The organism is Paenibacillus ferrarius, assembly GCF_002027705.1.
Classification (GTDB): Bacteria; Bacillota; Bacilli; order Paenibacillales; family NBRC-103111; genus Paenibacillus_E; species Paenibacillus_E ferrarius.
In genome coordinates this window covers 15,940-31,612 of record NZ_MBTG01000015.1, presented here as the reverse complement: position 1 = coordinate 31,612, position 15,673 = coordinate 15,940, and the positions used below count along the sequence as shown (strand labels likewise).

Below are 15,673 nucleotides of genomic sequence, written 5' to 3'. Positions count from 1 at the left end.
ACATCTTTATAGGTGAAACCTATAAAAGCAATAGCTTTTATATCTAATGAGGAAGGTTATCTTATGTTACAATGAGAGCATCATATAGCGATAGTAGATGCTTATAAATAGTTTTCCAAATTTAAGGAGTGAATGACAGTCATGGCAGATGTAAAAAAAATTGCGATCATTGCTGGAGACGGCATTGGTCCAGAAGTTGTTGCAGAAGCAGAAAAAGTATTGAAACGTACCGAAGAATTATTCGGTTATCAATTTGAAACAGAGCACGCTTTGTTCGGCGGTATTGCGATTGATGAGAAAGGTACACCGCTTCCGCAAGAAACATTGGAAGTTTGCCAATCCGCAGACGCTGTTCTGCTTGGAGCAGTTGGCGGACCCAAATGGGACAACAACTCCAAAGAGCTTCGTCCTGAAACAGGCTTGCTCGGTATTCGTAAAGCGCTCGGATTGTTCTCGAACATTCGTCCGGCTTTCATTTTTGACTGCTTGAAAGAAGCTTCCACATTGAAACCTGAAGTGTTGGAAGGCACTGATTTGATCGTTGTTCGTGAGTTGACTGGCGGGATCTACTTCGGTGAGAAATTCCGTCGTGAAACAGCGAACGGTCAAGAAGCTGTGGATACTTGCGCATATAATGTAACGGAAATTGAGCGTATTGCTCGTCAAGCGTTTGAAATTGCTCAAACGCGCCGTAAGAAGCTTGCTTCCGTAGACAAAGCGAACGTTCTGGAAACTTCCCGTCTATGGCGCGAAACGGTTAACCGTATTGCCGTTGACTATCCGGATGTTGAGCTTGAACACGTGCTCGTGGACAACTGTGCGATGCAATTGCTTCGTCGTCCATCCAGCTTCGACGTTATCGTAACAGAGAACATGTTCGGCGACATCTTGAGCGATGAAGCAGCGATGCTGACAGGCTCCATCGGTATGTTGGCTTCCGCTTCTCTTGGCGAAGGCAGCTTCGGCTTGTACGAGCCGGTACACGGCTCTGCGCCTGATATCGCTGGCCTAGGTATTTCCAACCCAATCGCAACGATCCTTTCTGTTGCTTTGATGTTCCGTCTGACGTTTGGTTACCACGAAGCAGCGGATTCAATCGAGCGCGCAGTGAAAGAAGTATTGGATGCAGGTCACCGCACAGGCGACATCGCTGTAGATAAGAGCCAAGCGATTGGAACACTGGCAATGGGCCAACTGATCGTAGACGCTATGCGTAAATAGTAAAAATAAGCTTGCTTGCCGAGGCACCCGATGCTTCGGAAAGCGAGCTTTTTTTGAGGGGAAGCACTTGTTACTGAAGCGTAAAGGCGGCAGTCCAGATCAAGCATTCCGCCTCGGTCATGAACCTTCCATATATTAAAATAATTATTAGATAGTATTTGATCTAATTATTGACTTTCAAGTAGACGGATGTTACCATTTTATACGAATAAGATAGATTTGAGGAGGAATTATACATGGCAGAGCGTTTAGTTGGTAAACAAGCTCCTGATTTTACAATGGAGACAGCTACAGGCGACGGTAAAGAGTTTGGTAAAGCATCTTTGTCTGATTACAAAGGAAAATGGTTAGTTCTTTTCTTCTACCCATTGGACTTCACATTCGTATGTCCAACAGAAATTACAGCACTTAGTCATGCAGCTGCTCAATTCAAAGAATTGGACACTGAAATTCTAGGTGTTTCCATCGACAGTATCCATACTCACAAAGCATGGATCAACACACCAATCAACGACAACGGTCTTGGCAAATTGGAATTCCCACTTGCTGCTGACATCACGAAATCCGTAGCTCGTGACTACGGCGTTCTGATTGAAGAAGAAGGTATCGCGCTTCGCGGTCTTTTCATCATCGATCCAGAAGGCGAACTGAAATACGAAGTTGTTAACCACAACGACGTAGGCCGCAGCGTAGAAGAAACACTTCGTGTGCTTCAAGCGCTTCAATCCGGCGGATTGTGCCCAATGAACTGGAAACCAGGCGACAAAAACCTGGTTGTCAAATAAGCTTTAGACCATACAGAGAAGCTCCTCAGGTTGGCATGCGAATGCGGGCCGAGGAGCTTTTCTTCTTGAAGGAGAACAGAGATGTCGGTACCTGCGAATTTGAAGTATACAAGAGATCATTTCTGGGTCCGCCAAGAAGGGGATCGGGCTGTTATTGGGTTAACCGAGAGCGGGCTAGAGAAGCTAGGAATGATACTTTATATTGAATTGCCAGAGCGGGAAGCAATAGTCAAGCAAAACGAGTTCATAGGCTCGCTAGAGACTGTGGACAACGAGCATGATCTACATTCTCCCCTATCCGGGAAAATAACCGCTGTGAATATTCTGCTAGAGCGAGCTGCCCAACTGCTGAACGAATCGCCCTATGACAAAGGATGGCTATTCGCTGTTCAGTGGAGTCAGGCATCAGAGCTGGAACAGCTCTGGGATGCGAATTCTTATCAGGTTGAAAATGAATAAGGTGCGTAAAACTTACTTATTTTGAAAAGCTTGTGTAAAGCCTGCGTAAATACAGGCTTTTTCGATCAAATCGTGTGAAAACCTTAGAAAGCCTGCGATTGTGCAGGCTTTTTAAGGTTTTTCATCCTGGAATGGAGAAAAGGTCTCGAAAGGATGCACAATCGCAGGCTTTTCACCATTTTGCCTATTCGCAAGACGAAAAACCTGCATAATCGCAGGAATATGTGAAACGTAAGAACCTGAGGCAAACGACCAGCTTACACCAATCTCAAGCCACAGTACTCTTCCTAATTTCAATACAATGAAGCTGCCCTCAAGTAGGTTTATCTACTTAGAGGGCTGCTTTTTTTGCCAACCCGTATACAAGGCTTATTCATTTCATGCTAAGCTTATAGGCATAAATTCATTTTGAAGTTGGATGTCCTAGGGAGGGAAATGTGATAAAAACAACAAGGATTCCCAAATTGTACGTGTATCAAAAAGTGATTATCGTTTTTGCCGCCTTGATTATTCCTGTCTATTTCGTCAATCTGCTGATGAATATGAAGGGGCAATCCTTTATTAAACAGGAATTTTCCGACTCCATCCAGTCTAAGGCGCAATTTTATTCGAACCAGTTGGATGATCAGATTTCCTTCATTCGCAATCAGCAGCTGCAGGTTGTCAATGATTCCGATCTCCAGAAGCTAAACTTTCTGTCAGGCACACTGGATGTGTTTGAAGAAATCCAACTCGTAAACAGGGTTAAGGAACGCTTGTCCACGATACAGAACTCGAGTGATTATTTGCTGAACACCGGGGTATATATGAAATCATTCGGAAGAACGATCTCTACCCAAAGCGGTATCAATAAGCTGCCGAATCAGGAGTATGAAATAATTGGTAAATTATATTCAAATAGCAATAAATCTTCCATTTATTATCAGGGAGGAAGATTGTTTTTTATCGAAGCAGCGAACAATTCAAGTGTAATTGTGTATTTGGAGCTTTCCGTTAAGAAGCTGGAAAAGACATTAGATCAATTAGTGGGCAATTACGGCTACTCGGGAGCTTTTATTACCAATGAGGATTTTAGCTACTATATATCGTCCAAGCACGATGACTCTATTGTAAGGAAAATACAGGATAATGTTTCCGTGGAGCAGAGCAATAAGAATGATGATAGCCATATCTTGAAATTTGGAGATCAAAGTTACAGGATAACTTACAACCACATAAGTACGCTCGGATTATCACTCTATTCCTATATGAACCAAAATGAGCTCACGGGGTCTCTTAAGACATTTAATATTTGGCTGCTTGTTATGTCGCTGGTTTCGGTTGTCATTATTATTGTTTTTTCATTTTCAGTCAAATTGATGATTCACAACCCATTGAAAGAACTGATTGCTGCGTTCAGAACGCTGGAAACGGATAACCTGGATATTTTGATTAGACCGAAAAATGATATTGAGTTTGGCTATCTCTACAGGAGCTTCGATAAGATGATCGACAAGCTGAGGCAATCCATCCGGCAAAATTATGAGCAAAAGATGGCGCTGCAGCATTCGGAATTAAAGCAGCTGCAGTCGCAGATCAAGCCGCACTTTTTGTATAATGGATTTTTCAATATTTATATGATGTGCAAGGCGAAGGATTATGAAACCGTGGCCACTTTAGCCCAGAAGCTCGGCAGTTATTATCAGTTTGTTACAAGAAGCGGTGCGGATGAGGTGCCGTTTGACATGGAATATCGGCATGCTATGGATTATGTGGAGATCCAGCGTATACGGTTTTCGAATCGGATTCATGTCGTTGCCGGTGAAATTCCAGATGCCTGCAAGCATCTCATGGTGCCTCGTCTGATCCTGCAGCCGATTATCGAAAATACCTTTGAGCATGCTTTCGAGAACGAACGTAAAGGCGGCAATATCCATATTACGGTCACTTACGAGAAAAAAAGTTTGTATATTTGTGTGGAGGATGACGGAAATAAGCTGACGGATGAAAGGCTTCAGGCCCTTCAGAAGAAGCTGGCTAATTGCTCGATTGTTCTTGAAAAGACAGGCATCATCAATGTGTGCAGGCGAATCCAGTTGGAGTACGGCAAACCTAGCGGCGTATTTGTTTCCAGAAGCGAACATGGCGGGCTGAAAGCAGAAGTGATCATTCATTTTAATTATGGAGGCGGCAGTGATGTATAGACTCTTAATTGTTGACGATGAACCGGCGATTGTTGAAGGATTGGTACAGATGTTTCAGGAAAGGGAGGAGCTTGATCTCGATATCTGCAAGGCGTACTCGGCGTTTGAGGCGATAGACATAATCAAGAAGACGAAGATTGATGTTGTGCTCAGCGATATTCGTATGCCGGAGAAAAATGGCTTGCAGTTAATGGATGAAATTTTATTTTATTGGCCAGCCTGCAAAATTATTTTTTTGACGGGGCATAACGAGTTTGATTATGTCTACACGGCGATTCAAAAAAATGTGGAAAGCTATATTTTGAAAACGGAAGAAGATAAGGTCGTTATCGGGGCGGTCTCGAATGCGTTAAAGAAAATAGAGGATGAGCTTAAGAACAAGGATATCGTGGATAAGGCCCGAAACCAAATGCTGGTCATGGCGCCGTTGCTGAAAAAGGAATTGTTCGAGGCACTGTTATTAGGAGAGCGTGTAAATGACCTTTTATCCGAAGAATTATTTGCTGAACAAGCCATAAAGTTGAATCGGGAAGCGCCTGTGCTGCTCCTCGTTGGCAAGATTGACAGTTGGTCTGAAGGCATGTCGTATGCCAATAAACGAAACGCCCTGTATGCCGTGCGAAATTTAATTGAACAGTATTGGCCTTCTATGCTGACAAGCGAAGAGATTGTCTACGAAAATTCGATGATGATTTCGTTTCTGCAACTAGCTGCCAATACGGACAGATTTCGAAATGAAGACGATGCGATCGATTGGAGAGGACTTGTCACCTATTTAAAAGGCATCCTTGAATCCGTTCAAAATGCGTGCCGCGATTTGCTACAAATGGACGTATCTTTCGTCATATCAAGAGGCGCCGTGGAATGGGACAACCTGCATAAAGAATTCGATCTGGTGAAAGCGATGATTAAGAAAAGAATGGTATCCGGGCAAAAAATGACGATGATGGACCTTGGCATGGCGAACGGACTTTTTAAAGTGGAGCCTTCCAAGTTTGCTGCCTATTCGGACGAATTTAACAAAAAGCTGCGCTTGCTGGAAAAGAAGTTGGATGAAGGGGATGAGCTCCAAGCAGAAACGATTTGCAAAGAGTTGATCATCAGCTTGCAACATGAAACTTCTCAGAATTACCTTCTCGGTCTAGAAAGGTATTATGCGTTTGTGCTGGTCTTCTTAGCCAATATCAATAATCAACATCTATCGGACAGAGCCAAGGATCAGATGCCGATCGAAAGTTTTGCTATGATGGACATTCCCGGCGATTGGATGGCGGTGGAAACGTATTATCTCGAACTCGGCAAACAGATATGCCTGGAGAAACAGCAGCAGGTTGAAAAGGGAGAAAATTTGTTGGTTGAGCGCATTCACAGGTTTATTAACGAGAATTTGAGCGGTGATCTTTCCCTTGCCAGAATCGCTGAAGTGGTCCATTTCAACCCTTCATATCTATCGCGTTTCTATAAGCAGCTTACGGGGCGGAATCTGTCCGATTATATTAATGCAACCAAAGCGGAGACAGCGGTGAGCCTGCTGGAGGATATGCAGATGAAAATAAATGAAATTGCTTTGAAATTGGGTTTTGAATCTCCGTCTTACTTCACAGCATTTTTCCGAAAGATGAAAGAGGTGTCGCCACAGGAATTCAGGGAAGCGATCCTCCATAAAACAAGGAAGTAAACAAAACAGAACGATGTAAACAGTTTAGTATAGCGGTTGTTCATTCCGCAGCATTACAATAAGTACAGTAAAGCTCGAGCCTTTACCACAGACCATTAACAACGATAGTTCCAGTTTCTTAATTCGCATAAAATGTGGGGGGTATAACATGAGAAAAAAGCTTGTCCGTTCTGTCCTACTTACTTCACTGATATCCACTGCGCTAATGGGATGCAGCAGCAATAATGAAAGCGCTTCAAGTACAGGGAGTGCAGCGCCGCAAACGACGGGTGCCCCGAAAACGGAAAACATAGATCCATTGGGTAAATACGCTAAACCAATCACGGTTACCGAAGTGCTTGGCTTCCGCCCGCCGGAAGATCCGAAGACACCGAAGGGAATTACGCCTGATCAGAACGCCTACCTAAAAGATTTGAAAGAGATGCTCAATATTGATCTGAAATACATGTGGAGCGTACCGACCGAACAATTCGAACAGAAGTTTTCGCTTGCGCTTGCTTCTGCCGATTTGCCCGATATTTTGGATCTGGATACGATGCAATATGAGAAATTGAAAAGTCAGGGCATGCTTGCAGATTTGACAGATGCTTATAATAAATACGCCTCCCCCGTTTTGAAAAATTATATGCAGGTGGACGGCGGGTTTGCCATGAAAACCACGACGACAGATGGCAAAATATTAGGTATTCCGGGGTTCGAGGATCCTTATTTGTCCACGCAGCTCTTGTGGATTCGGAAGGATTGGCTCACCAGTCTCAACCTCCAGCCGCCGAAAACAATTGACGATCTAGAGAAAATTGCCGAAGCGTTTGTCAAAAACGATCCTGGCAAAACCGGCAAAAACGATCGGTATGGCATTGCGATGCAGAAAACCCTGATCGGCTGGGGATTTGATGCCAGAGGTGTGTTTAACGGCTATGGTACAGCTCCCAAAGCTTGGCTGAAAGGCAAAGACGGCAAGCTTGCCGCAGGTGAAATTCAGCCCGAAACGAAAACCGCTCTTGCCAAGCTGCAATCTTGGTATCAGAAAGGTCTGCTGGATAAAGAATTCGCGCTGAAAGACGAGAATAAGGTTGTTGAAGATATTGTGGCCGGCAGGGTTGGCATTTCGTACGGTGAATGGTGGTACCCGAACTGGCCGCTTAATATTAGCAAGGATAAAGATCCCAATGCAGAATGGGAAGCTTACCCGATTCCATCGCTGGACGGTCAGCCAGGGAAATCGATGGTTGGCAAGGTACGGATGAGCCACATTATTGCTGTAAACAAAAAAGCGAAAAATCCGGAAGCTGCGATTAAAATGATTAACTTCTACATTGAAATGGGCAAAAAACAATATCTGGAGAAAAACAAAGCAGAAAACGGGTACGTCTACAACTGGTTTGTGCCAAGAATCTATAATCCTGCTCAAATTGACAACATTTATACAGAGGTTAACAAGGCTTTGGATGCCAAGCAAGATGCCATTACACTCGATGATGAAAACTATAAGAATGTTGCGGATGTATTCAAAGCAACCAAGGAGTTCCTTGCCGGCGATACGACGAACGCCACAAAAGGCTCCAACTGGGGGCAATACTACAGCCGTGCAGCCAAAAACGGCGGTTGGGGCATGACGCGCCAAATTCGCGACAACAAGCAGGTGTTCTTCAACGAGTTCTACGGCGTTCCGACGGAAACACAAGTGGAGAAAGGTGCGCAGCTCGATAAGCTGCTCGACGAAACGTATACCAAGATTATTATGGGTGCTCCTATAAGCGAATTCGACAAGTATGTGGAGAGCTGGAAGAAGCTTGGCGGTGACGATATTACGAAGGAAGTTAACGAGTGGTATACGAAGAATGCAGTGAAATAGGGTGAAGCATTAAGCGGGGGAGGCAGTTTTACAATCTCCCCCCTTTTTTTAATAAGATGGCTGAATTTAGGTGCGATTGGAGGCTACACAGTTGAGAATAAAAACAGATATGCCGCTGCATCTAATGCTGCTGCCTGGCGTTTTAGTTACGCTTGTCTATGCTTACGGCCCTATCCTTGGCGTCGTTATGGCATTTCAAAAATATGAACCGGTGCTTGGCTTTTTCAAATCCAAATGGGTGGGGCTGAAAAATTTCAGATACGTATTCAACCTGCCTGACTTTAACCAAGTTTTGTGGAATACGGTGCTCATCGCGTCTTTGAAAATTATCTTTTCGTTAGCGGTTCCGCTTATTCTGGCGCTGCTGCTGAATGAAATCACCAAAAAGTGGTTTCAACGCATGATTCAGACAAGTATTTTTCTCCCGTTTTTTCTTGCGTGGACCGTTCTCGGCGGAGTCATTCTGGAGTTGTTTTCCTTGAGGGGACCTGTTAATGGCATGATTTCCAGTATGGGTCTGGAGCCGATTATGTTCATGGGCAGCAATAATTGGTTTCGGGCGATTATGGTCGGTTCCGATGTCTGGAAAGGCATGGGCTATAATATGATCATTTTTTTGGCTGCTATCACAGGCATTAACGCAAGTCTATACGAGGCTGCCGAAGTAGACGGGGCTGGCAAATGGAAGCAAATGATGCATATTACATTGCCGGGGATGATGCCAATCATCATTCTCATGACGACATTAAGCCTTGGAAATATATTGAACGCAGGGTTTGACCAAATCTTGATCATGTACAATCCAACCGTGTATCAGGGAGCTGATATTATTGATACCTTCACTTACAGGCTTGGTCTATTCAGTCAGCAGTTTGCGCCTGCTGCGGCAGTGGGACTATTTAAGTCAGGCATATCCGTCGGTTTGGTCTCGTTATCCTACTATCTGGCGTACAAATTCAGCAATTACCGAATATTTTAGACGGCTGGGGGATTTCATATGGTTTATAAACCATCGTTTAGCAGAAAGCTGTTCGTCTTGATGAATGCCTTGGTACTTACCTTCATTATGATCATCGGTATTGTGCCGTTCATTCACTTGCTCGCTGTCTCGTTAAGCTCCAACACAGCGGCGATGGCCGGTGAAGTTAAGCTGCTGCCGATTGGATTTACGCTCGATGCTTACGTGTATCTTGGACATAAGGTGGAATTTATTAGGTCTCTCCGTGTTTCCCTGGAAAGGGTTGTGCTCGGAACGCTCATCAATATGTTCCTGATTTTCATTACCGCTTATCCGCTGGCCAAAGAAACGACGCAATTTCGCTCACGAACCGTGTATGTATGGTTTTTTGCGGTTACAATTTTCTTGGGCGGAGGACTCATTCCAACGTATATGATTGTCAAATCAACCGGGATAATCAATACGATCTGGGCGCTTGTTCTGCCTGGCGCATTGAATGTATGGAATATGATTATGATGCTGAACTTCTTCCGGGGTATTCCCAAAGAAATGGAAGAAGCTGCAACGATTGACGGAGCAAGTCATTGGACGCTGCTGTGGAAAATATATTTGCCTGTCTCGCTGCCAGCCATTGCAACGATTGGATTATTTACCATTATCGGACACTGGAATTCTTGGTTTGACGGTATTCTATATATGAATTCACCGGATAAATATCCGCTTCAAACCTACCTGTCCACCTTAATCACTGCAATGAATGCGCAAATGCAGTCTGTGAATGTTGAGCAGCTCAAGCAGTTGGAAAATCTGAGTGAGAAAACGCTTCGCACTGCGCAGATTTTCATGGGGGCGCTGCCGATTTTAGTGGTATACCCGTTCGTACAACGATTTTTTATCAAAGGAATGACTGTAGGCAGTGTGAAGGAATAAAACGAAGGCGGGGTAACACATGCGAAAAATAACAGTGGCATTAATCGGAGCAGGACAAAGAGGAGTAAACTATGCGGGATATGCGCTTGAGCATCCAGATCAACTGCAGGTTGTTGCTGTCGCTGAACCTAATACGAGTAGAAGGCACAATTTTCAAGCGCTGCATGGACTATCCGATGAGCTCTGTTTCGAGAGCTGGGAAGATTTACTTGGCGAACCTAATCTTGCAGATGCCGTCCTTATTTGCACGCAGGACAATATGCATTATGAACCAACGATGAAAGCATTGGAAGCGGGCTATCACGTACTGCTCGAAAAACCGATGTCCTCCGATCCATGGGAATGCATCCAAATGGGGAAGCGCTCGGAGCAAGCTGAACGCGTATTTTCAATTTGTCATGTGCTCAGATATACGAATTTCTTCACAACGATCAAAAAGTTGTTAAGCGAGGGTGCGATTGGTCAGCTCATGTCGATTCAACACAATGAGAATGTAGCGTACTGGCATCAAGCCCACAGCTTTGTTAGAGGGAATTGGCGCAAAGCTGCCGAATCCAGTCCAATGATTTTGGCCAAATCGTGCCATGACCTGGATATCATTCTATGGTTGGCAGGAGCGGATTGCACGTATGTATCCTCATTTGGATCTTTGGCTCATTTTAAAAAGGAAAATGCCCCGGAGGGAGCGCCGCAGCGATGTTTGGACGGATGCCCGGTTTCGGATCAATGTCTATACTATGCGCCTAACGTGTATCTGACGGACGATATATATTGGCCTACATCTGCGATCAGTGATGATCTTAGCTTGGAAGCCCGCACCAAAGCGCTGCAAGAAGGGCCGTACGGCAGATGCGTGTATCATTGCGACAATGATGTCGTGGACCATCAAGTGGTCAATATGGAGTTTGCCAACGAAGTGACGGCTGCTTTTACGATGAGCGCATTTACGAACGATTGCAGTCGAACGCTGAAATTGATGGGAACGAAAGGTGAAATTCGCGGTGCGATGGAGAAAAATGAGATCGAAGTGATTGATTTCGCAACAGGCACAGCTAAGCAAATCTCACTTGAAATCCCAGGAGGACACATCGGGCACGGTGGCGGGGATTTCGGTCTGATTCGCGATTTCATCAAGCTGGTTCAAGAGGACGGCAAAGGTGATGGGTTGACATCTGCGGCCCAATCGGTGCAGAGCCACTTGATGGCATTTGCGGCGGAGCGGTCAAGGCTGGATCGAAAAGTTGTTGCTTTGAAGGATTTCTGGGAAGTGAATGAAATAAATGAAGCGTAAAGTAGGCTTATGCAAATGGATGGCCGCAGTAGTACTGGTGCTCACTGCGGCTGCTAGTGTTGTTTTGGCAAAAGGGAATCTATTTGTAGTTCAAGCAAAAAGCGATGACATGGCTTGGGTCAATGAGATTCCCATTAGCGTCGTTGAATTTAATAAGGCATTGCGCAAGAATAGGGCCTACTCGGGGGAAACGCCGACGGATGTGTGGAAGCAAAAGGCGCTCGATGACAGCGTGAGCATCAAAATGCAGCAAATCATTGCGCAGGAAAACGGCGTATGGCTGGACATCAGCTATTCGAGTTTTTTGCAGCAGTGGAAGCGGGAAAACGAAAGAAGACAGCAAGCCATCCAGAACAAACAGGTTGTGTTCGGACCAACCCAGTATAGCGAGGATGGCTATTTTGAATACATGCTCAGCAATGCCAATCTAGCGGTGAAGAAGAAAATGCAAGAACAGGAAGCGGGATTGGCGGATGACTTGAAAGCCTTTTATGAGAGGAAGAAAGATTCGTTATATGCGTCAGCTGGTTCTGTGAAGGTGCAGCAGGTTGTGCTGACTTTTCTTGATGCGAATCATGAAGTTTCTTTGAAAGAAAAGAAACGGCAGGAGATGGAAGAGGTGAAGGCTAAGCTTTCATCTGGGGCAGATTTGGAAGATACCGCCAAAGTTTATATGCCGGAGGGGACGATTTCCGTGCAGCAGTTTGCTGCAAACAACATTAGACAAAATTTAAGAAGCCCTGCAGCACAAGCAGCACTGAAGATGAAACAGGGGGAAATAAGCGATGTCATTGAAGAGAATGGCAGCTATATCCTCATGAAATGTATGGAGAAAAGCGAGCCTGGTTCCGCTTATACCCCGTTTGAGGAAATTAAGGAACAAATCCTCAAAGATTATATAGAGGACAAATATAAAGAGGAGCTTCAAACAAGAATTTCACAAGCGCAGATTACGGTAAATGACAGGCTATATCAAGCTGTGAAAGTTGGTGAATGAGAGGTTGCAATTCGATTGTTGTAAGCGCTTCATATAGAGTCCTTTGTGGGATTGCATGTGAAGCATTACATAAACAAGAATAGGAAGGAAGGTGTTTTATGTCCAAATGGACGGCAAGAAAAATCCTCAGTCTAATCGTTGCGACCGCTATGCTTCTCAGCCTGAGTGTTGCAACGCCGCCAACTGCTGAGGCAGCTGGAACGACCTACTACGTAGATAATGCGGGAGGCAATGACAGCAACAGCGGAACGAGTACGTCCGCAGCGTGGCAATCATTGGCGAAGGTGAACGCCACAAGTTTTGCTCCCGGGGACCGCATTTTATTCAAGGCAGGCGGCAGCTGGAGCGGTCAGCTATGGCCCAAAGGTTCCGGTGCCAGCGGAAGTCCGATCGTGATTGACCAGTATGGGACGGGCAGCAAGCCGCTTATCGCTGGCGTAACGACGGAGCTGTCGACCGTGCTTTTGAAAAACCAGCAGTATTGGGAAATTAACAATCTGGAAGTGACCAATCCGTTTGCTGGACCCTTAACCAATAGTGCGCGTGGTGAACGGCGTGGTGTTTATATTTTGAATGAGGAAAGCGGGATTTTGCATCACATTTATGTGAAAAATATGAACATTCACGATGTGGATGGAATCTATACAACGCGCGCCGGGGGCATTGTTTTCGATTCTGTAGGATCGAATGTGCCGAGTGCTTTCAACGATATACTGATCGATGGCAATGTATTAACGGATGTGGATGCTTACGGAATTTACATCAGTTCCAATTGTATTCTCCGCTATGGGATGAGCGATTTATGGCCTTGGGTGCCTAAGCCTTACGGTCCGTGGACACCGACGACGAATCTGAGAATCTCCAATAATACAATCATTCGACCGGCTACGGGCGGAATAGCTTGGAACGTGACGGACGGGGCGGTCGTTGAGCGCAATACAGTTCAAGAAGCTACCTATTTGGCAACGAATGCATCCATTTGGTGGGCTTATTCGGATCGTAACGTGGTGCAATTCAACGAGTCTTTCGGAAGCCATAATGGCGCCGAGGACGGCGAGGGATTTGACGTTGATGCGGGGAACATCGGCTCGCTGGTTCAGTACAATTACAGCCATGATAATGCAGGCGGTTTTATGCTTTTTGTGAACGATACATACTACACGGTCGATACGGTGGTCAGGTATAATATCAGCCAAAATGACAAAAGAAGCATTTACAGGTACAGCGGTTCGATTAAAAACGTGACAAATCACAATAATACGATCTATGTAGGCAGCCAATCGGGCAATCCGGTGATGAGCGATTATTTCACGAAGACCTCAGGCGCTCCGACCAACATCAAAAACTACAACAACGCTTATTACAGCGTAGGAGATCGCGGATGGAATCTAACGGGTCAATCTTTTGATTACAACGCCTATTATGGCGGCAGTACGCTTGTCAGCTCCGATACGCACAAAGTGACGAGTGATCCGAAGTTCGTCAGCCCAGGCAGCGGAGGCAACGGCATGAATACGGTGAGCGGATACCAGCTGCAGTCCACATCTCCGTTGATTGGCGCCGGTGTTCCTATTACCTTGAACGGTGATCGAGACTATTTCGGAAATAGCTTGTATAACGGAGACCCTGATATCGGGGCCCACGAGTACCAAGGTTCCGTGCCTCCAGCAACGAACAGGGCGCCGGTCGCTTATCCGACGATAGCCAAATCTGCAGCCGATGATCTGGCTCCGCGTGCTCTGGCAAGCACGACATTTGCCTCTTTAAACACAACGACCGCCGTTATCCGAAATATCAACGACACTTATTACGACTATGCTTGGTCAAGCAGCACGACGCCAACATTTCCGAACTATATAACGCTCAATTTCGGCGGGGCTCAGGTGACGGCCAATCAATTGAAACTAAATACGAGGTTTGGTCAGGGGCAGGGGATAACGAACTTCGATCTTGAATACTATAACGGCTCGGCATGGCTGCCCATTCAATCGGGGATCAATCTCACATGGGCTGCCAACACCAGCGCCGATGAAATCAAAACCTTAAACTTTGCGCCAACAACCTTTTCACAACTCAGATTGAAGGTTAATAGCGGAAACCACCAATGGGGGAACATTGCGTTGAATGAATTGGAGCTGTATAACGCCAAGGCCAACGCTGCGACTTCAGCAGCGGCAAGTACTACGTTCCCTGCGGGCAATGCCGGACCCATTAGCAATATCAACGATAACAGCGACTCCACAGCGTGGTCCAGCGCGACCTCGTTTACATTCCCGCAGTACATTACGCTGGACTTCGGGAGCACCTCCGTCACCACGAGCAAGCTCACCCTAGCCACCCATTTCGGCATCGGCCAAGGAATTACGAATGTGGATGTCGAGTATTTCAACGGCACCAGTTGGGCAGCAGCGCTATCCAATGCGGCTATCGCTTGGGGGCTTAATAACAGCACAGTGGAGACGAGAGATGTCGTTTTCCCTACGGTTACAACGAGCAAAATTAGGCTGAAGGTTAATAATGGGAACCGTCAGTGGGGCAATATCGCATTGAACGAGCTGCGTGTGTGGTCGAATTGATGCGTATGCGTCTATTCTATGGCGGGAAACCGAGTGGATGCGCGCAGGGAGTGGAGCCGTGGGAAGAGTGGGAAGGAACCATCAAGTAGCGATAATAATAGATGTGTCGGCACAGAGGTTGTGGGCAAGCGGAAGCCCCCGCCCCCATTTGGCGAAAAGAGTGGCTCGCGCTGGTGAGTAGGAGATGGCTAGAGTTAGGAGTCTCCGACGACTTATTTCCTCGAATGGGCCGCTTATGAGGGAGTCTAAAGGACTTTAGGGCTCCTATTCCCTCGAAGGGGTTGCCTTTGGGGAGTTTAAGAGCCTTTAGGTGCTCCTATTTCTAGGGGGGAGGGAATGGGCTGAGTCAGAGCCATGGTAAGCAGCAGCGTCATCGTTTAAGCGATGCAAGCGATCCGCCAATTTTGAAAAACCTGCGAAAATGCAGGCTTTTTCGATAAATACGTGCGAAAACAGCGAAAGCCTGCGATTGTGCAGGCTTTTTAAGCTTTTTTTATCCTTGAATCTAAAAAAGGGCTCTAAAGGATGCATAATTGCAGGCTTTTCCCTCAATTGCTGATTTCTAAGACAAAAAGGATGCATAATCGCAGGCTTTTCCCACATTGGCGGACTTCCGAGACGAAATGGGTGGATTATCGCAGGCATTTCCCTCGTTGGCAGACTTCCGAGACGAAAAGGGTACATTATCGCAGGGCTTTTCCCTCATTGGAGGACTTCCGAGACGAAAAGGATACATTATC

Annotated in this window: 12 protein-coding genes; 11 read left to right on the top strand and 1 reads right to left on the bottom strand. The window is 45.8% G+C overall.

From position 1 onward, the window contains the following. The first annotated feature begins 141 nt into the window (after positions 1–141). The 11 genes from leuB to BC351_RS17450 all read left to right on the top strand — a co-directional run bounded on the left by leuB (position 142) and on the right by BC351_RS17450 (position 14,933). Positions 142–1,221: a 3-isopropylmalate dehydrogenase gene (gene leuB, locus BC351_RS17500; protein WP_079414037.1), complete on the top strand. Its 1,080-nt coding sequence runs from the start codon at positions 142–144 to the stop codon at positions 1,219–1,221. Between the two features lie 236 nt (positions 1,222–1,457). Beyond that, positions 1,458–2,006 (top strand): peroxiredoxin, encoded by a 549-nt coding sequence (locus BC351_RS17495; protein ID WP_079414036.1) that lies wholly within the window; start codon positions 1,458–1,460, stop codon positions 2,004–2,006. Positions 2,007–2,087: 81 nt separating this feature from the next. Next, positions 2,088–2,465 (top strand): glycine cleavage system protein H, encoded by a 378-nt coding sequence (locus BC351_RS17490; protein ID WP_079414035.1) that lies wholly within the window; start codon positions 2,088–2,090, stop codon positions 2,463–2,465. A gap of 437 nt (positions 2,466–2,902) precedes the next feature. Next, positions 2,903–4,648, top strand: coding sequence for a sensor histidine kinase (locus tag BC351_RS17485; protein ID WP_079414034.1), 1,746 nt, complete (start codon positions 2,903–2,905; stop codon positions 4,646–4,648). Further along, a complete protein-coding gene (locus BC351_RS17480) occupies positions 4,641–6,326 on the top strand; it encodes a response regulator transcription factor (RefSeq protein ID WP_158082126.1) in 1,686 nt (561 codons plus the stop codon). The genes BC351_RS17485 and BC351_RS17480 overlap by 8 nt, the downstream gene beginning before the upstream one ends. A 148-nt stretch (positions 6,327–6,474) precedes the next feature. Next, positions 6,475–8,181 (top strand): extracellular solute-binding protein, encoded by a 1,707-nt coding sequence (locus tag BC351_RS17475; protein WP_079414032.1) that lies wholly within the window; start codon positions 6,475–6,477, stop codon positions 8,179–8,181. Between the two features lie 109 nt (positions 8,182–8,290). Next, a complete protein-coding gene (locus BC351_RS17470; RefSeq protein ID WP_079414195.1) occupies positions 8,291–9,160 on the top strand; it encodes an ABC transporter permease in 870 nt (289 codons plus the stop codon). A gap of 18 nt (positions 9,161–9,178) precedes the next feature. Then, entirely contained in the window at positions 9,179–10,069 is an 891-nt protein-coding gene (locus tag BC351_RS17465) for a carbohydrate ABC transporter permease (RefSeq protein WP_079414031.1), read from the top strand. Between the two features lie 19 nt (positions 10,070–10,088). Continuing rightward, positions 10,089–11,360 (top strand): Gfo/Idh/MocA family protein, encoded by a 1,272-nt coding sequence (locus BC351_RS17460; RefSeq protein ID WP_079414030.1) that lies wholly within the window; start codon positions 10,089–10,091, stop codon positions 11,358–11,360. Further along, entirely contained in the window at positions 11,350–12,357 is a 1,008-nt protein-coding gene (locus BC351_RS17455) for a peptidylprolyl isomerase (protein WP_079414029.1), read from the top strand. The genes BC351_RS17460 and BC351_RS17455 overlap by 11 nt, the downstream gene beginning before the upstream one ends. 98 nt (positions 12,358–12,455) lie before the next feature. Then, a complete protein-coding gene (locus BC351_RS17450; protein WP_079414028.1) occupies positions 12,456–14,933 on the top strand; it encodes a right-handed parallel beta-helix repeat-containing protein in 2,478 nt (825 codons plus the stop codon). Positions 14,934–15,239: 306 nt separating this feature from the next. Here the strand turns inward: BC351_RS17450 and BC351_RS41615 are convergent, their stop codons facing one another. Further along, on the bottom strand, positions 15,240–15,536 hold the full coding sequence (locus tag BC351_RS41615; protein WP_144028436.1) for a hypothetical protein: 297 nt from the start codon (positions 15,534–15,536) through the stop codon (positions 15,240–15,242). Positions 15,537–15,673: the final 137 nt, after the last annotated feature.

What these genes read in the sequence shown, in the direction of transcription:
- leuB (WP_079414037.1), top strand. Translation starts at nt 142, where the DNA reads ATGGCAGATGTAAAAAAAATTGCGATCATTGCTGGAGACGGCATTGGT.
- BC351_RS17495 (WP_079414036.1), top strand. Translation starts at nt 1,458, where the DNA reads ATGGCAGAGCGTTTAGTTGGTAAACAAGCTCCTGATTTTACAATGGAG.
- BC351_RS17490 (WP_079414035.1), top strand. Translation starts at nt 2,088, where the DNA reads ATGTCGGTACCTGCGAATTTGAAGTATACAAGAGATCATTTCTGGGTC.
- BC351_RS17480 (WP_158082126.1), top strand. Translation starts at nt 4,641, where the DNA reads ATGTATAGACTCTTAATTGTTGACGATGAACCGGCGATTGTTGAAGGA.
- BC351_RS17475 (WP_079414032.1), top strand. Translation starts at nt 6,475, where the DNA reads ATGAGAAAAAAGCTTGTCCGTTCTGTCCTACTTACTTCACTGATATCC.
- BC351_RS17470 (WP_079414195.1), top strand. Translation starts at nt 8,291, where the DNA reads ATGCCGCTGCATCTAATGCTGCTGCCTGGCGTTTTAGTTACGCTTGTC.
- BC351_RS17465 (WP_079414031.1), top strand. Translation starts at nt 9,179, where the DNA reads ATGGTTTATAAACCATCGTTTAGCAGAAAGCTGTTCGTCTTGATGAAT.
- BC351_RS17460 (WP_079414030.1), top strand. Translation starts at nt 10,089, where the DNA reads ATGCGAAAAATAACAGTGGCATTAATCGGAGCAGGACAAAGAGGAGTA.
- BC351_RS17455 (WP_079414029.1), top strand. Translation starts at nt 11,350, where the DNA reads ATGAAGCGTAAAGTAGGCTTATGCAAATGGATGGCCGCAGTAGTACTG.
- BC351_RS17450 (WP_079414028.1), top strand. Translation starts at nt 12,456, where the DNA reads ATGTCCAAATGGACGGCAAGAAAAATCCTCAGTCTAATCGTTGCGACC.
- BC351_RS41615 (WP_144028436.1), bottom strand. Translation starts at nt 15,536, where the DNA reads ATGTGGGAAAAGCCTGCGATTATGCATCCTTTTTGTCTTAGAAATCAG.